Here is a 17,599-nt window from a genome sequence, read left to right as displayed (position 1 = left end):
AGTTAACACATTTATTTTCTTTTTGTAAATGCCTATTCTTTAATTTCTCAGAAACTTGTACAAAAATAGCAAAATCTTGTCATAGCTTCTTGAAAATTTAACCCTTTCAAGGAATGCGCTAACTGAATTTGCTTTCTCATAAAATAAAGCAGGAGATACTTCTTAAATGAAAGGAATTTTATCTAGTTGTGTAGTATTACACTATATGGGGGTGGTTGTATGTTTGGGATTTTTAAAGACGCAGAAAAAAGCATTGATACATATGAACAAGTGCATTCAATTTTAAAATCATTGCTTACCTATGAACTAAAAGAATTACCAACTCGCTATGAATTTTGGTATCGTGTAGCTATTCGTCAGGAGGAGTGTCGTAGTCTTCAAGCGGAACATCGTGCAAAAATTTCGATGACCTCTGCAGTAGGACGCTTTCATCAAAAACAATATGAAGCGATGACAAAAAAACTAGCTAAACTAGAGCGCCTAGCTGATATTTATAAATTATTTTGTCTGGAGGAAGAACGAGCGAACCTAAATCATCGACTGTCCTTCCATCAAGAAGACATTGCCGCTCTATACGATCACATTCAGCATAAAGAGCTTTATACGTATTGTGACTCGGTTCAGCTGCAATTTTGGGAAGCCATCCGCGATGACATTTTACATGCAATCGCAGACCTTGATTAAATAAAAAAAGCCAACGTTTTTATTCAAAACGTTGGCTATCTATTTAGGCAAAATACTTTGACATTCTTAGTTGAAGCATTTGTTTAAACTCTTGTGACTGGTCAACTTTAATCGCTACTTGATTATAATGTTTTTTAATGCCTAACATAAAAGTCACTTCCACTGGCTCTTTCATTTTTAAAATGACGTGCGGATAAGCCTCACCAAAATCACGTGCCACGAAATCTATCGTATCCTTCGATAATTTTCCTTCTAACTGACCCTTATCCTCTATAACCTCTTCTATTTTATTAAAATCGATTTCTGTACGCTTCATTAAACCTAGCGAAATATATATTGTTTCGTCTGTTACGTATACAGGATTTAATCGAATCGCCTGCATATCTGCGATCAAAAAGATCACTGAATATATATTAAGAATGAGCAAAACAATGGAAAGAATCATGGACTTCTCATGTAGCCACCAGTGAATGCCAATCGTTTCAATCGCAATACCGTGGATAATCATAAGTTGAAAGGCGATATAGCTTGAATTTTTATGCAAAGTAAAACCGAGGCGTTCTTGTCGCTTCCAGCTAGCAACCCCATAATAAAGGACAAGTAAATCCGAACAAATCATTTGAATGACAGGATGCTGCGGAAATTGTTTTTCTACAGCTTTTGAAAATGAAAATATATCTGGTAATGAACTGGCACGTACATCAGCTAGAACTCTTGGCAGATAGCGGACAAGTGTAGCAATGAGTAAAATTTCTAACACGATTATAATACCTTCAAGAGCAAAGCCTGCCCACGTGACTGCCACAAATGGCTGAAGATGCTCAATTGGAATGATAAAACGTGCGGCAATACAGCCAATTGCGACTAACAATATGGACTGCTTTAATGAGAACTTCCCTTTATAAAGCATCCATAATATAGGTATGACAACTACTAAATCAATGAGGGAACCTAAAACAACTCCATTTGTTTCGATAGGCAAGATGACCGAACCAAGACCCGAATTATAAAGCGTATAATTGCTGACTAGCACGATGAATAAAAGAGCTAGCCATATATTTTGCTTTTTCCTTAAAACCATCATTCTAACGCCACCTACACACTATTAATTACACTTTATTGTAAATGGTGAATTATGTATATATTACAGGCATAAATGATTATATTTTTTCCATTGATGTTCAATAATTTTTCACATTTTAAAACTTTACAGAAATTTCTTGCGATAAACATGTGGTGAATAGCCTGTATATTCTTTAAACTTCTCAATATAGTAACTGACAGTACTAAAGCCTGTATTGGCAGCAATAATAGTGACGTTTTGCTCGTCATCCCTCAATAATTCAATACTTTTGCGAAGTCGATATTGTAATAAATAAGTAAATGGGGTCAGTCCAATTACTTTCTTAAAATACCGACTGCATTCAGCCCTACTTAAATACACGTGCTTCGCTAAATCCTCTAGCGTTATTTTTTGCTGATAGTGTGTATGTAAAAAATTCAGCATCGCTTTAGCCCGTTCTTGTTGCACAATAATTGAGGGGTCCACAATTTCCTCCGTCAGCAAGGATTGGGTTAACATCACTTCCCAAATGTATAGTAGCTCTCTCCATACTTTAAGTTGATAAAAGGCCTCTTGCTTTTGTAATATATCAGCCATACATGCCACTTTTTGAGTTAACTCCTTCGTAAGTTTAAGGTAGGGCTGTCGATGAGTAGTTAAATAAGGTTGAACATAATTAGTCATAAAAATACTGCCATCATGCCCTCCAATGATTATTGGGTCCACGTTTATACAGTAAACAATCGCATGCTCCATTTGAAAGGGCTTCGCCTCATGTAATTCTGAGGTATTGATGAATAGCCCCTCCCCCTCCTCTAAGACTAAAACATTCGCTCCTACCCGATACTTAGCACATCCGCTTTTGAGATAAACAAATTGAATTTCTTTATGCCAATGGAGCGGTAGAAAATCCATACTATCCATGTTCATGGTCGTTTCATACAAGGCAACTGGAAATTCTTTTGATCCGTGCAATGTTAGCTCTTGCAAATCTTTCGCAATTTTTATATGGGTTAAAGGCAACCTCATCACCTCAATATTTTGATATTTTTAATGTGTTAACACGATATTTATTCTGTTCCGGACATCTTATAATCACCTTATATTGATAGTTTAGGAGATGTTCGTCAATGAATCAAATCATCAAAAAAAATCGTACCCTCGGTTTTTTACTAGTAATCCTTGGGGCAAGTTTTTGGGGAATCGGTGGAACCGTAGCCCAAAAACTATTTCAGGAGGAACAAATAGCTGTAGAATGGCTAGTTTCTAGTCGTCTACTTTTGTCTGGTCTATTACTCATAGGAATATATAAAATTACCCATCGACATGAGTCAATCTTTATCATGTGGCGGACAAAACAAAATGCCATGAGACAATTATTATTTAGTTTATTAGGCATGCTTGCTGTCCAATATACGTATATGATGTCTATTTCCATTGGAAATTCAGCGGTAGCCACGCTTCTACAGTATTTAGCACCTTTGTTCATCATGGCATATTACTTTTTATCTAAGCAAAGCCCTTTGACAAAACAGGATAGTATTGCCGTTACACTTACACTTGTTGGAACTTTTTTATTATTAACAAATGGGTCCTTTTCAACTTTGTCAGTACCTTTTATGGCCGTATTCTGGGGTGTAGTATCAGGACTTTCAGTTGCCTTTTATACACTATATGCTGTTCCCCTTTTACAGCAATTCCATTCCTTACTTGTTGTAGGGTGGTCCATGGTCATCGGTGGGATTGTTATGAGTTTCTTCCATCAACCATGGTCTATTGATGTATCGAACTGGACATTTTCTACGATTGCCTATTTTCTTTTTATTATTATATTCGGCACAATGCTAGCGTTTTGGTTTTATATTGCTAGCTTGCATTATTTATCCCCAAAGGAGTCAAGCTTATTAGGAAGCTTAGAACCACTAATGGCTGTCATCACAAGTGTATGGTGGTTAAAAATAAGCTTTGGAGGTTACCAATTTATTGGTACTTTACTAATTCTTCTAATGATTCTATATCTCACAGTGTTTCAAAAGAAACAGGCTTAAACACCTTAATATCTGATTTTTCTGACTGTCAGTAGTCAATACCTCCTATATTAAATATTGGTTTATATGAATTAATACATAAAATTTACATATTTCATATATCTTTTCTCCTTGTTTGTCTACTATACTGAAAATAAATGACAAATAAAAAGGGAGGTATTAGTTATGAATAAAAAAGTTATTTTTTTTGAGGTTGAAGGTGGCACAGACAAAGGATCAGATGGCTATCGTCCAGATACAATGCCAATGGTGGAAGCTTTAAAGCAACGTGGGCAAGATGCAGAGGTGTTATTTTTTGATATTGCAAAAAAACAGCAAATTTTTGACTACGTAAAGGAACATGGTGCTGCCTATGTATCCCGTATAAACCCCGGCAACTTGCAGCATGAGGAAGAATATTTCGCGATGCTTCGAGAACTTTGCCAAGTAGGCGTCATCGGCATGCCACATCCCGATGCGATGATTAGCTATGGCTCTAAAGATGTATTATCAAAGCTTACTGCTACCAATTTAGTACCTGATGATACATTTGCCTACTATACAATCGAAGCATTTAAAGCACAATTTCCTACTTCTCTAGCGTTAACAGAACGTGTTCTGAAGCAAAATCGTGGTTCTACGGGTGAAGGTATTTGGCGTGTAAAATTAGTAGAGCCTCTAGCCGAAGGAATTACCGAAGTTCCATTAGATGCACAAATTAAATGTACCGAAGCAAAAGATAATCATGTTGAATATTGGTCTCTCGGAGACTTCATGACATTTTGTGAGCCATATATTACTGGATTGAATGGTATGTTAATCGATATGCGATTTCTTCCACGTATTACAGAAGGTGAAGTTCGCTTATTGATGTTGCGCAATCACCCCGTTCACGTGGTACATAAAAAACCTGCTAATACTGAGGATGCCTTTAGTGCAACATTATTCTCAGGTGCACAATATCGCTATGATCAACCAGAGGATTGGCCTGAGCTTGTCGAAAGCTTTTTATCACAGCTACCTCAAGTAACGAACCTGTTAGGAGGATATGACTTACCTCTTATCTGGACAGCTGATTTTATGTTAGACACAGATGAAGCTGGCAAGGATTGCTATATTTTAGGTGAAATGAATTGTTCATGTGTGGGCTTTACTTCAGAGCTCTCCTTAGCACATCAAGTAGCAGAAGAAATTTTGGCTTGTCTCCAAGAGCAGACAATTGTAGTTACTCCATCATAAAAAAAAGTGCGATCTGAGAGATCGCACTTTTCATATATAAATTTTAATTGCTTGTATAAATTCATATATAAAATAACCAGCAAAGCCAAATAACAAGAATCCTGCGACAATCGTAAATGTTTTAATCATCTTCCGATTCATCGCTTTACGTGTAACTGAGACAATAGTTAGTAAACCGATATCGTGGAGTAAAATTCCACTCAGGACACCAGCAGCAATAATTAAAAAGCTTGTTTGCTCCCCTTGTCCGTAAGATTTAGCTAGAACAACGCCGAATACATTGACCCAAAAAACAAGGTTACCAGGGGATATAGCTACCAATAATCCATTCAAGTAAGAAGCAAAAAAGGACTTGGTTACTTTTTCTCCTGCCAATGTAATATCATGATCGGCATTCTTAATAGAGTCATACCCTAACAAGAATAAAAAGCCCGCTCCAATGATCCACATCGGAAGCTGTACCATAGGCATAGCCAAAATGGAGGCTAATCCCATATACAAGGCAAAAACTAATACGATGTCAATGGTCATGCCACCAAGCCCTACAGCCCAGCCGTGCAGAAAACCATTTTTAAGTCCTTGCTTTGTCATTTCGACTGTAATTGCACCTACAGGCATGGCAATGGCAAGTCCCACCAATACATACGCTACATATAAACTCAAAAAAACACTTCTTTCATGTCATCGATAAGCTTCATACGTCCGTTTATACTTCTACATTAGCATAAATATACTTAAAAGGAAATAATTATTAATAGTTTAACGTCTCTTATCTAGATTTATAGCATTTGTTTTTTCCATTGTCCTAACACATCATTCGATTTCACAAGATCCATTTTCAAGGTGATTTGCTTTGTAGAACAGCGTTTTTCAGCTCTCTTCCAAGCCTCCTCTAAAGCAGGTAAATAGCTTAAATTTTTTGTAGTAGCTACAAGCTGTAAAAAAATATTACCTTGAATATAGTGCCAGCGAGGATTCATACCATCTAGCTTTATAGCCTCCTCAATTAGTCTAAGTGCTAAATAAGGGCTTCCCTCATGACGATTTAAAAATTGAGCAAAAGCACCCCAATACAGACCTTTGTTAGGCTGTAATTTAATAGCCTCTGCAAATTGAACCATCGCTTTGTCTTGTTCTTTAGTAAGGACGTAATATTCAGCCATCGTATAATAAGCGTTTGCCTGTGCTTCAATGGGTCCTGCTAATAATTCTTCTATTACTTTCCCAAACTGTTCATCATCTTGAGTACCGATATAGGCTGTAAGAACATCTCGCTCTGGGTACGAACCATCTGTACGTTCTTTACTTTGCATTATTTTTTCATCAGTCGTTTCAGGCATATCGGCATATCCATTTGCCTCCAGTAATGCAACATGTTGCTGAATAAGTTGATGGGTCTCGTCAGTTAAATTTATTTGGCTGGCAAGTATCTCCTTTGCTAGCTGGTAGCTCTCTTTTACTTGACCACTTAAAAATAAGTCATTTATTTGCTGTACTTGCTCATCCATTTGTTTTACCACCATTAAATCCTCACCTTCACTAAAAGAAAAATCTTATGGATAGTGTACCATCTTAGACAGGCAAGCAAAAGATAACTTATCCTAATTTTTCTACAATTCTTTTAATTTAAATGCTTTTACGTGTTGCTCTAGTGTATGTGCCATATGGGTCGTTTCATTCGAACTTTGTGCAACCTCATCAATACTTGCTGTTGTTTGCTGGGCTGCTAAGGTAATTCTATTCATGGCTTCCTCAATGTCTCTAATGGATTCTGTTAGTTGTTGTATCATCTGGACAATTTGAGCTGACTTTTCATTTTCAGCAGTCACTGCATGAGAAATACTTATGATTTCCTCAACTGTCTTCGCTACAGCGCTTGAAATATTTCCTAAGGATTGTGCTGTCAAACCAACTGTCTCTGTTCCTTTTTCAATATATTGCGTATTATCATTCGTTGATGACATCACTTGCTGAACATGTTTCAGCATATCCTGAATAAGCTGTTCAACCTGTAATACTTCTGCATTGGACTGCTCTGCTAGCTTTCGCACCTCCTCAGCAACAATCGCAAAGCCTTTTCCATGCTCTCCTGCCCTAGCCGCCTCGATAGAAGCATTCAGGGCTAGTAAATTCGTTTGTGATGCAATACTAGCAATCGATGTTGTAATTGCCTGTATTTTAGCAGCAGACGTAACTAAGTTTTCAACAGTATGCTTTACTTCATCTGAACCACTTTGAATCGATGCCATATCATTGTTTATATCTTTGGCTAGCCTTTCTCCATCTGTTGCTAGTTTCATAGTTTCTCGTGCATTATGAGCACTATCAGTAGCATTGTTCTGGATTACCTGCAAGTCCTTAGCTAAGGAGGTTAACACTTCGGTAGCATTTTCAGCGTGATGCATACCTGCCGTCACAGTGCTTGTTACTTCTTCGATATTATGAGCGACCTCTTGAATTGTGTTCGTCATATCGTTTAAGGTGCAAGCGGTTTCATCTGCATTATTAGCAAGTGTATTAGAGGTAGAACGCATGGTCATGATCATACTTTGCAGGCTAGCTGTCATACGATTTAATGTCTTCGCTAAATCCTCAACCTCATCCTTGCTGTTTATTTTTGTTTCCGCTACCGCTAAATTGCCATTTGCAATTTCTTTGGCTTGTTGAATAAGGACACTAATTGGCTTCACTTTTCGCCGGATTAAAAACCCTGTAATAATTGAAGCAATTAGCATAGGGAAAATACTAATTAATATGCCGCTCCGAACAACATCCCATGTACGTTCCTTAACAATATTGGCATCAAAATCGATGACACTGATGGCAATAATCTCTTTACTCGAATCGTGGTCTTTGAAAATGGGGGCATAGCCTGATAAGCGATCCATGCCAGCAAATGTATAGGGCTGAGAATAAGTTGGATGCTTATCTTGTAACAGCCTATCAATCGCTTCTTTATCAAGATAGAAAGAATCCCCAGGTGCAAAACCTTTCTCGGCTAAATGGTCATCCAGCGCTAACAATGTTCCATCAAGGGACAGAATATATTGAGTTTGAAAAATATCTTTGTGTCCAGTTGTCCAGTTTAAATCATTCCCAATACGTTCCCGAGCAGCCTGGTCCCCACGCATGGCCTTGTCCATCTGCTCAGGAGATAATAAACCGGTTGTAATATTGGCACATCCATATGCCTCCACACCAGCAGCATCATACAGTTTATTGTAAGCAGTTATGTATGTAGCGAACGATGTAATCCCTAGCATGACCACTAAAATACCAGCAATAATCGTTCCAAGTTGAAAAGTTAATGAATTTCGTAATTTCACGATTCATCTTCTCCCCCTTTCTTGTAATAATCTAAAAATTTTCCCCTTATTTTTTCATCATACTATAAAAAGATGTATTTAAAAAGCATCTTTATTTTTCTAAAGAAACAAAAACATTGGATAAAAGTTCTGAATTATGCAATAATTGGGGTTCACTAACTTAATTATGAGGCATTCAATAAATCATCTACTAGGGGGGCTTACAATGAATAAATGTTTTCATTTTGTATCGCTTATTACTGGAAATTTGCTAACAATAGGAGCTATCTTCATTTATGCTATGCAAAGCCAAGTACATGTAGCCCTCAGTACGTATGGACTAGTAATGGGATTTCTAAGTACTTTACTTGTGATTTTCTTTTATGTATGGGGAGATGAAAAGCAACAAATATCAAGTCGATTTTTAAAATAAAAAGAGTGATGCGCAGTTCTGATGTTTCAAGCAATGATGTCCCTTGCTACCTTTGTAGAACAGGGATTTTTCCATGTTTTCCAGGCTATTTCATTATGATTACGTCTAATTGATGTAGAAAAATTAAATTTTTTGTAGAAAATTTTAAAACAATGATTGAGTACTATATCAAATTTCTGTATAATCAGCTTGTTTGACAATACTTTTATGAACTTGGGGGTAGACAATTGGGTAAAGCATTGATTATCGGAGCTGGCGGAGTTGCCAGTGTTGTGGTACACAAGTGTGTTCAAAATTCGGACGTATTTGAGGAAATTTGTATCGCAAGTAGAACTGTTTCAAAATGTGACGCTCTAAAAGAAAAACTAGACGGCGGAAAAACAAAAATTCATACTGCACAGGTAGACGCAGATAATACAGAAGAGGTTATTGAGCTTATTAAAGCTTTTGGACCAGATGTAGTGATTAACGTTGCCCTACCTTATCAGGACTTAACGATTATGGATGCTTGCTTAGCGACAGGTGTGCACTATGTGGATACTGCAAACTACGAGCCACCTGAGACGGCAAAATTTGAATATAAATGGCAATGGGCTTATAAAGAAAAGTTTGAAAAAGCTGGCTTAACTGCATTACTTGGTAGCGGTTTTGACCCAGGTGTAACAGGGGTTTTCACAGCTCATGCGCAAAAACATGAATTTGATGAAATCCACTATATTGATATTGTGGATGCAAATGCAGGAGATCATGGTTATCATTTCGCAACAAACTTCAACCCAGAAATTAACATTCGTGAAATTACAGCGAATGGTCGTTACTGGAAAGAAGGCGAGTGGGTTGAAACAGCACCACTTGAGAAAAAAGAAGTTTATAACTTACCAGAAATCGGACCAAAAGATATTTACCTTCTATACCATGAAGAGCTTGAATCACTTGCAAAAAATATTAAAGGTTTAAAACAAATCCGCTTCTGGATGACGTTCTCTGAAAAATACTTAACACACTTAAAAGTATTAGAAAACGTTGGTATGACATCTATCGAGCCAATCGAATTTGAAGGTCAAATGATTCAACCAATCCACTTCCTAAAAGCGGTGTTACCAGACCCAGCTTCTCTAGGACCTCGCACAAAAGGTAAAACAAATATCGGTTGTATCATTCGCGGTCTAAAAGACGGTCAAGAAAAAACGTATTATGTGTACAACGTATGTGACCACGAAGAATGCTATAACGAAGTGGGGTCACAAGCGATTTCTTACACAACTGGCGTACCTGCTATGATTGGTGCAATGCTTGTAATGAACGGGGAATGGCGTAAACCAGGTGTTTGGAATGTAGAAGATTTCAATCCAGATCCATTCATGGATGCATTAAATAAATGGGGTCTACCATGGCAAGAAAGCCATAACCCAGAGTTACTTGACCTTGATTTAGATGCAAAGGAATTAAGCCGATGAAACCAATTGATTTTTCAAAAGTTCCATCCCCTTCTTATGTAGTGGATGAGCGATTATTAACAAAAAATCTTGAGCTTTTAAAATCAATTCAAGATCGTACAGGCTGCCGTATATTACTAGCCCTGAAAGGATTCTCTATGCATTCAACATTCCCACTAGTAGGGGAATATTTAGCAGGCATTACAGCTAGCTCCCTGCATGAGGCCCGTCTAGGCTACGAAAAAATGGGCAAAGAAGTTCACGTTTATGCACCTGCTTATATTGAGCATGAAATGGACGAGCTTCTAGGCTATGTGGATCACATTGTATTTAACTCATTTAACCAATGGGCTCAGTTCAAGGATAAAGTGAAATCTGCTGGTAAAACAATTGAATGTGGTATTCGTGTGAATCCTGAGTACTCTGAAATTGAAACAGCTCTTTACGATCCTTGCTATACGAATTCCCGTCTTGGAACGACTTTGGCTAACTTCGATAAATCTCAACTTGACGGCATTGATGGCTTACACTTCCATGCAATGTGTGAACAAAACTCGGATACGTTAGAGCGTATTATTGAAGTAGTTGAAGAAAAATTTGGTGATGTCTTACATCAAATGAAATGGTTGAATTTCGGTGGTGGTCACCATATTACACGTGAAGATTATGATGTAGAGAAGCTTGTGAACATCATTAATTATATCCAAGAAAAATATAACCTGCTTGTGTATTTAGAGCCAGGTGAAGCAGTGGCCCTTAATACTGGCTATTTAGTAGCTACAGTGTTAGATATTCAAGAAAATGGGATGGATCTTGCTATTTTAGATACGTCGGCAACATGTCATATGCCTGATGTACTTGAAATGCCATACCGTCCAATGATTATTGGTTCTGGTCAAGCTAATGAATTTGCCCACACGTACCGCTTGGGTGGACTAACATGTCTTGCTGGTGATGTTATAGGCGACTATTCATTTGAACAGCCATTAAAACCAGGAGATCGTCTGGTATTTACGGATATGGCGCATTATTCCATGGTCAAAAACCATATGTTTAACGGTGTTAACCTACCTTCTATCGTTTCATACAATGATGAAGAAGGTATTAAAATTATTCGCGAATTCAAATTTGAAGACTACAGTGGTCGTCTTTCTTAAGAACATGAAAAAGCCCTTCCGTTTTTTTTGCAGGAAGGGCTTTTTTAGCTGTATAGTCTTCTAACTTTCAACGTTGTGAGAGCCATATTGGGGTGTGTTCACAATTACATTTTAAAGGAAAACGTAGAAGCCTAAGCCTCTACGTTTTCCTTTTCATTCTCGAGCATTTTGTGTAAATAATTAATAATTTCACGTATTCCTTCTAATGAATTGACGAGTATTTTTGGGTCAACATACGTAATCATTCGGTTTTCAAGATTAGCCACAGCTGTAAAGTAGCGAGTTTTACTATAATTCACAAGTCCTAACTGTTGAAGTATTGACTCATCTAAATCAAGAATTTCACGAGCTTCCGTAACAAGTAACCCATAGTTAACAACATCAGTATTCAATACAATTACCCGAGCAGTTGCTGTATTGGAAGAGCGATTATATAATATTCGTTCAAAGTCTAGAACAGGCACAAGTTCCCCACGAATTCTTGTAAAACCTAAAAGATAGTTAGGTAAGTGAGGAATAGGTGTTACCTGCTCTAATTTTTCAATTGAAATCGCTTGCTCTACTGGCACTGCATATTCTTCTGTACCACAAGCAAAAACTACTGCTTTTACACTTTCCATATGGTCACACCCTTCAAATTCAACTCATTATTTTTTGGCAGATTCTTTAACAATCTCAACTAGTAAATCTGCTAATTTCTCTAATTCTTCAACGGGAATTTTTTCATTTGTCGTATGAATATCCTCATACCCTACAGATAGATTAACGGTTGGGATACCAAAGCCTGCAATTACATTTGCGTCGGACCCTCCACCTGAAATTCCTAATGTAGGTGTACGATCTATTTGACGTGCAGCAGCCATTGCCACTTGAACGACTTTGTCTGACTCGGTTACACGGAAACCTGGATACATAAGCTTCACTTCAACTTCAGCTCGTGCCCCTAATGATGCAGATACTTGTTCAAATGTTTCTTGCATATGCTTTGTTTGAGCATCTAATTTAGTTTTATCAATCGAACGCGCTTCAGCTAGAATCGTAACTTCATCGCAAACAATGTTTGTCGCCTGTCCACCCTCAAATCGTCCAATATTGGCGGTTGTTTCTTCATCTAATCGACCTAGCTTCATTTGTGCAATACATTTTGACGCGACTGTAATAGCTGAAATTCCTTTTTCTGGCGAAACCCCAGCATGCGCAGTTTTACCGATAATCTTTGCGAAAATTTTAGCTTGGAACGGAGCTGCTGTGACGATACCTCCAACTTTACCATCACTATCCACAGCAAAGCCATATTTTGCTTTAATCATAGATGGGTCTAATTCTTTGGCACCAACAAGACCGCTTTCTTCACCAGCTGTAATAATAAACTCAATATCCCCGTGCTCAATATTTTGCTCTTTTAAGCGTTTGACCATTTCTAGTAATGCTGCTAGTCCAGCCTTATCGTCCGCACCTAAAATCGATGTACCATCAGATACAATATAACCATCTTCACGTAATGATGGCTTTATGCCTTTACCAGGAACAACCGTATCCATATGAGAGGTAAAATAGATTGGCTCAACATCTAATGTGCCTTTTAAAGTGGCAATAATATTGCCTGCACCATGTCCGTTACGTGTATGTGCGTCATCTTGGACTACTGTAAATCCAAGTGCTGATAACTTATCGACTAATATTGGTGCAATTTCTTGTTCATATTTTGTTTCTGAATCAATCTGAACGAGCTCAAAAAACTCTTCCACTAAACGACTTGTCATGTTGTAAAACTCCCTTAGTTTACGTGTTTTTCCACGTTATAGTATAGGTATTATTTTAGCACAACGTCAGAAGAGTTGAAATCATTCCACAACACTACCCACATAAAAAAGTCTGAGACATTCATCTCAGACTCAGCTTAAGCATTCAAAATCGCTCCTTGCTCTTGTTCAATTGTTTGTAGATAGTTCGATGCTTTATGATGTTTATCCTGTAAACGCCAAATTGTATTATGTACATCATCTTGGATACGTGACACCTGTTCTCTTGCGGTTGAAATTTTGGAATGGACCGACCAAGCTGAAAAAAGATCATCGAAGAAGTAATCAGCAAATTTAACAAAACCATCTGTTTCGATCTGTAGTGTCTTGGTAGACATCACATGAACATCTAATAACTCATTATGAAAACGCTGTAACGCTATTTGGGCACTATGTATATAATTTTCTGAGTGATTAAGCGCATCATGTTTTAAGTGTGTTGCAATAATTCCACCGCCAAAAAATGTATCCCACGTCGAATATCCGTTAGCCGAATGGAGGGAAGCAGCTGCTTGCCCCAACTTTGTCAGAGCCACCTCCCCCGCCTCCTCTGCTTCTTGAATTTCAGCAATCAATTGCTTTGTGAGTAATTTTTCCTCAGCTAAATGCTCCAATCTCTGTGCTTGTATAGAATCATGCCTTTGTAAATAGCCCTTCTTTTTAGCGTGTATCTTCTGAAGCTCATCCTGTAATGCTATTTCATCAATCTGAGCTAATTTCTGGGTTACATGAAACTTATCTTCGCTTAAATCCATCTGCATTTTCTTCGCTTCTTTAATTTTTAATTCAAGCACTGCCGCTTTATCAATTTTCTCAGCCCGTAATTCATCCTGTTGCCCCGTCCAAGTCCGAATCATATTCATAAATGAGAAACCCTCTAATTTATGGAGCTTTGACCGAATTTGATCGAGTGCCCTAGAATGTTTATTGATTTCCTGTTGTGTATAGTCAATCTGCTTGTCAATTAACAGTCCTTGCTCGTTTAGCCTTGCCGATTTTCTTAGTTGTGTATGAATCTTTTCCTGCTCTTTTTGTAATTGCTTCCATTCCATTCATATCAACTCCTTATATATCAGTACGGTTGAAAAAGAAAAATGTTTCAACTTTCATTGATTATCTGGCATACCAATTTTTGAAAAGTAAAAGCCTAGTAACTATATAGCTACTAGGCTTGGACATTTTATAATGGAATATTACCATGTTTTTTCTCAGGACGCGTTTCCTGTTTAGTAGATAACATATCAAGTCCTTGAATCAGTTTGATACGTGTATCTCTTGGATCAATAACATCGTCTACCATACCGCGAGATGCTGCAACATATGGATTGGCAAATTTTTCTTTATATTCTTCAATTTTTGCGGCACGTGTTGCTTCTGGATCATCTGATTTCGCAATTTCACGGGCAAAAATGATGTTTGCAGCTCCGGCAGCTCCCATAACTGCAATTTCAGCATTTGGCCAAGCAAATACAAGGTCCGCACCGATTGATTTAGAATTCAGGGCCACGTAAGCGCCTCCATAAGCTTTACGTAAAATCACTGTAATCTTTGGTACAGTTGCTTCTGAATAAGCATAAAGAATTTTCGCACCATGACGAATGATTCCCCCATGTTCTTGTTTAACACCTGGGAAGAAACCAGATACGTCTTCAAATGTAATGATTGGAATATTGTAAGCATCGCAAGTACGGATAAAACGAGCCGCTTTATCGGAAGAATCAATATCTAATCCTCCAGCAAGTACTTTTGGTTGGTTACAAACAAGGCCAACTGACTCACCAGCAATACGTGCAAAGCCAACAACAACGTTTTTCGCAAATTCTGCATGAACTTCCATGAATGAACCTTCATCCACTACTTGCTCAACGACTTTACGTACATCGTAAGGACGTGTTGTTTCAATTGGCACTGTATCCACGATTTCTGGACGGTAGTCATCTCCCTCTGGTCGAGCTTGACGAGGTGCTTTTTCTTTATTGTTTTGTGGTAAATAGCTTAATAGTTTTTTTATTTCTTGAATTGCCTCTTCTTCAGATGGTGCACGGAAATGGGCATTTCCACTTACTGCATTATTTACTTTCGAACCACCTAAATCTTCAGCAGAGATTTTTTCGCCTGTCACTGTTTCTATTACTTTAGGTCCTGTTATAAACATTTGAGATGTTTTGTCTACCATTAAGATAAAGTCTGTAATTGCAGGAGAGTATACTGCTCCTCCAGCACATGGCCCCATAATCACTGAGATTTGCGGAATAACGCCTGAGTAAATCGCATTACGGTAGAAAATATGACCATAGCCATCTAGTGAAAGAACACCCTCTTGGATACGGGCGCCACCTGAATCGTTAATACCGATAAATGGTGTGCCATTTTTTGCAGCGAGATCCATAACTGTTGCCATTTTTTTTGCATGCATTTCACCTAGTGCTCCACCAAACACTGTAAAGTCTTGAGAGAATAAGTATACTGGACGCCCGTTAATTTTACCGAACCCAGTTACAACACCATCCCCGGGGCCTTCCATTTTCTCCATTCCGAAGTCTACTGTACGGTGAGTAATAAATGGGTTAATTTCAAAAAATGTACCTTCGTCTAGTAATAAATCAATACGTTCACGAGCTGTTAATTTCCCTTTTTCATGCTGTTTTTCGATGCGCTCATAGCCACCACCAAGTTCAATTACCGTCTTACGATCATACAAGTCATTGATTTTGTCGAACATATCCATATTAATCACTTATCCCCTTTTCCACTTTTATCACATAATTCATATAACACCCCGAAAGAAGATTTAGGATGCATGAACGCAACCTCTGCACCTCCAGCACCAGGTCCTGGCTCTTCCGATAAAAGACGTACACCTTTTTCACGAAGCTCAACCATACGCTCACGAATTCCTGTCACACCAAAAGCAATATGGTGAATACCTTCTCCACGTTTTTCAATAAATCCATGAATGGCACTTTTTTCACTCATTGGTTCTAATAGCTCCAATTTCACGTTGCCTGCGTCGATAAAGGCAACTCGAACTTGTTGTGAGTCTACTTCTTCCACTTTTAACAACTTTAAACCTAAAGTTTCTGTATAATATGTAATGCGTTCATCAAGATCGCGCACCGCAATCCCAATATGGTCTACTTTCTCCATGGTGACATCTCCTTCTGTTATGGTACATACTCTATTTTACAGACTTTTTTGTCAAAACTCTACTACTTGAGAAATTTTTCAGATTTGATAAACTATTTATAAGAAAAGAAGGAGCGAACGAGCATATGAGTAATAAAAAGTTTCAAAAAATCGTTGTTTATACTATGGTCGCAATCATGCTAATTTCATCTCTAGCATTTGGCTTATCGATGCTAGTTTAAGGCAAGACCATAGCGTCCACACTACTGTGGGCGCTCTTTTTTTACCTTTAAACCCTTAAATGATTGCTTTATTTCTAAATACCTGTCCATTTCCTCGATAAACTGATAGAGTGCGGCTTGTGCGATGAATTGCTCATGATTTTGCGGTAATGGTAGCTGCGAGAAATCATGTTTCACCTGCTCTAGCTTTTCACGATAGTGACTTGCTGTATTTCCAGAATGAATATGTCCTCCGAGGTCTTGTAAAAAATCTGCCACAATTTCAGCCTCTTGTACTATAACAGGTAATGTTGTAATTTTTGGCAACACTCTTTCGATTATTTCTAGTTGCCTTTCTCGCATATCGAAATACATATAGTAATCATTTTTACGTCTCGTAAAATGGTTTTCAACATCTTTAAATGCTAAGGACTTTGCATCATTTAAAGTTCGAATAGCTTCAATGATCTCATGCCCATCCCATAACGTATCCCCTTGCCGTAAATAGCTAGCAATTTCTAAAAATATCTTGCTGTATAGTTCCTCAATTTTAACTCTATAGTAATTTAATTCCTTTTGAATATCTGGCATATACATATTAATGGCTATACCGGTTCCATAGCCAATAGCCATTAATGCCAATTCATTATAAACAAGCGCCATCGAAAAACTTTTAGCGGCGTAAATGTGCATAATAATAACGACACTAGAAATAAATCCGTCTGCAACTCTCAAGGACACAATCGTTGGAATAAAAAGTAGTAACATACCCGCAAGTGTAAGTGGCTGATAGGAAAAAAGCTCAAAGCTCATAAAGGCAAACACCATGGCCACTATACTAGCAACCAATCGAGTGTAGGCTGCGTGAATGGATTTTTTCTTTGTTGGCTGTACACATAATATCGTTAGAATACCAGCAGAGGCATACGAGGCTAAATGAAAATATTGAGCAATGGCAATAGCAAGTGCTGCACCAATTGCTGTTTTTAAAGTTCGATAGCCGATTGAAAACTTCTTCAGGTCGACTGCCTCCTATCTTTTAGTACTCTTCAGTAAATACCACTAATTATTTAGCCAATATTACAAAAATTTTAATGGTAGTGCTG

At 37.7% G+C, this 17,599-nt stretch carries 18 protein-coding genes; 7 read left to right on the top strand and 11 right to left on the bottom strand.

Going from position 1 to position 17,599, the window contains the following annotated elements; translation table 11 throughout:
• Positions 1–219: 219 nt before the first annotated feature.
• Positions 220–684 carry a hypothetical protein gene (locus ACP3VS_RS05840; protein ID WP_012295020.1) on the top strand — a complete coding sequence of 155 codons (465 nt, stop codon included), beginning with the start codon at positions 220–222 and terminating at the stop codon, positions 682–684.
• Positions 685–727: 43 nt separating this feature from the next.
• Here the strand turns inward: ACP3VS_RS05840 and ACP3VS_RS05835 are convergent, their stop codons facing one another.
• A complete protein-coding gene (locus ACP3VS_RS05835) occupies positions 728–1,768 on the bottom strand; it encodes a hypothetical protein (RefSeq protein WP_036164087.1) in 1,041 nt (346 codons plus the stop codon).
• A gap of 123 nt (positions 1,769–1,891) precedes the next feature.
• Positions 1,892–2,776 carry an AraC family transcriptional regulator gene (locus tag ACP3VS_RS05830; protein ID WP_012295022.1) on the bottom strand — a complete coding sequence of 295 codons (885 nt, stop codon included), beginning with the start codon at positions 2,774–2,776 and terminating at the stop codon, positions 1,892–1,894.
• A gap of 101 nt (positions 2,777–2,877) precedes the next feature.
• Here ACP3VS_RS05830 and ACP3VS_RS05825 point away from each other — a divergent pair, with 101 nt between their 5' ends.
• Together ACP3VS_RS05825 and ACP3VS_RS05820 are read left to right on the top strand one after the other, a co-directional pair.
• Positions 2,878–3,795 (top strand): DMT family transporter, encoded by a 918-nt coding sequence (locus ACP3VS_RS05825; protein ID WP_012295023.1) that lies wholly within the window; start codon positions 2,878–2,880, stop codon positions 3,793–3,795.
• A 165-nt stretch (positions 3,796–3,960) separates the two neighbouring features.
• The gene (locus ACP3VS_RS05820) at positions 3,961–5,013 is read left to right on the top strand and encodes a Cj0069 family protein (protein WP_012295024.1); all 1,053 of its coding nucleotides are present in this window, start codon (positions 3,961–3,963) and stop codon (positions 5,011–5,013) included.
• A gap of 30 nt (positions 5,014–5,043) precedes the next feature.
• On the opposite strand, the gene ACP3VS_RS05815 is transcribed toward ACP3VS_RS05820, so the two are convergent.
• The 3 genes from ACP3VS_RS05815 to ACP3VS_RS05805 form a co-directional block, all read right to left on the bottom strand.
• The gene (locus ACP3VS_RS05815) at positions 5,044–5,676 is read right to left on the bottom strand and encodes a LysE family transporter (protein WP_031417445.1); all 633 of its coding nucleotides are present in this window, start codon (positions 5,674–5,676) and stop codon (positions 5,044–5,046) included.
• A 116-nt stretch (positions 5,677–5,792) separates the two neighbouring features.
• A complete protein-coding gene (locus ACP3VS_RS05810; RefSeq protein ID WP_031417443.1) occupies positions 5,793–6,536 on the bottom strand; it encodes a tetratricopeptide repeat protein in 744 nt (247 codons plus the stop codon).
• 87 nt (positions 6,537–6,623) lie between these two features.
• Complete coding sequence (locus tag ACP3VS_RS05805) at positions 6,624–8,339, bottom strand: methyl-accepting chemotaxis protein (RefSeq protein WP_036216793.1); 1,716 nt, start codon at positions 8,337–8,339, stop codon at positions 6,624–6,626.
• Between the two features lie 205 nt (positions 8,340–8,544).
• Between ACP3VS_RS05805 and ACP3VS_RS05800 the strand changes: the two genes are divergently transcribed.
• From ACP3VS_RS05800 to nspC, 3 genes are all read left to right on the top strand, one after another.
• Positions 8,545–8,751, top strand: coding sequence for a hypothetical protein (locus tag ACP3VS_RS05800; protein ID WP_426388454.1), 207 nt, complete (start codon positions 8,545–8,547; stop codon positions 8,749–8,751).
• Positions 8,752–8,978: 227 nt separating this feature from the next.
• A complete protein-coding gene (locus ACP3VS_RS05795; protein WP_012295029.1) occupies positions 8,979–10,208 on the top strand; it encodes a saccharopine dehydrogenase family protein in 1,230 nt (409 codons plus the stop codon).
• Positions 10,205–11,344, top strand: coding sequence for a carboxynorspermidine decarboxylase (gene nspC / locus ACP3VS_RS05790; protein WP_031417437.1), 1,140 nt, complete (start codon positions 10,205–10,207; stop codon positions 11,342–11,344). Before ACP3VS_RS05795 ends, nspC begins: the two co-directional genes overlap by 4 nt.
• A 131-nt stretch (positions 11,345–11,475) precedes the next feature.
• On the opposite strand, the gene ACP3VS_RS05785 is transcribed toward nspC, so the two are convergent.
• The 5 genes from ACP3VS_RS05785 to mce all read right to left on the bottom strand — a co-directional run bounded on the left by ACP3VS_RS05785 (position 11,476) and on the right by mce (position 16,293).
• Positions 11,476–11,964 carry a chemotaxis protein CheW gene (locus ACP3VS_RS05785; protein ID WP_008181662.1) on the bottom strand — a complete coding sequence of 163 codons (489 nt, stop codon included), beginning with the start codon at positions 11,962–11,964 and terminating at the stop codon, positions 11,476–11,478.
• Positions 11,965–11,991: 27 nt separating this feature from the next.
• Positions 11,992–13,107, bottom strand: a complete 1,116-nt coding sequence (locus tag ACP3VS_RS05780) for a M20/M25/M40 family metallo-hydrolase (protein WP_426388453.1) — start codon at positions 13,105–13,107, stop codon at positions 11,992–11,994.
• A 137-nt stretch (positions 13,108–13,244) separates the two neighbouring features.
• A complete protein-coding gene (locus ACP3VS_RS05775; protein WP_012295033.1) occupies positions 13,245–14,198 on the bottom strand; it encodes a hypothetical protein in 954 nt (317 codons plus the stop codon).
• Positions 14,199–14,326: 128 nt separating this feature from the next.
• Entirely contained in the window at positions 14,327–15,874 is a 1,548-nt protein-coding gene (locus tag ACP3VS_RS05770) for an acyl-CoA carboxylase subunit beta (RefSeq protein ID WP_012295034.1), read from the bottom strand.
• A 5-nt stretch (positions 15,875–15,879) separates the two neighbouring features.
• Positions 15,880–16,293 (bottom strand): methylmalonyl-CoA epimerase, encoded by a 414-nt coding sequence (gene mce, locus ACP3VS_RS05765; RefSeq protein WP_012295035.1) that lies wholly within the window; start codon positions 16,291–16,293, stop codon positions 15,880–15,882.
• 125 nt (positions 16,294–16,418) lie between these two features.
• Here mce and prli42 point away from each other — a divergent pair, with 125 nt between their 5' ends.
• Positions 16,419–16,514 carry a stressosome-associated protein Prli42 gene (prli42, locus tag ACP3VS_RS05760; RefSeq protein ID WP_150907189.1) on the top strand — a complete coding sequence of 32 codons (96 nt, stop codon included), beginning with the start codon at positions 16,419–16,421 and terminating at the stop codon, positions 16,512–16,514.
• Between the two features lie 21 nt (positions 16,515–16,535).
• Here prli42 and ACP3VS_RS05755 read toward each other — a convergent pair whose 3' ends face one another.
• Complete coding sequence (locus tag ACP3VS_RS05755) at positions 16,536–17,498, bottom strand: aromatic acid exporter family protein (protein WP_332289964.1); 963 nt, start codon at positions 17,496–17,498, stop codon at positions 16,536–16,538.
• Positions 17,499–17,599: the final 101 nt, after the last annotated feature.

It is taken from the genome of Lysinibacillus sp. VIII_CA, from assembly GCF_049943995.1.
GTDB lineage: Bacteria > Bacillota > Bacilli > Bacillales_A > Planococcaceae > Lysinibacillus > Lysinibacillus pinottii.
Note: the sequence above shows the minus strand (reverse complement) of the source record. Positions and strands in the feature narration are given on the sequence as shown.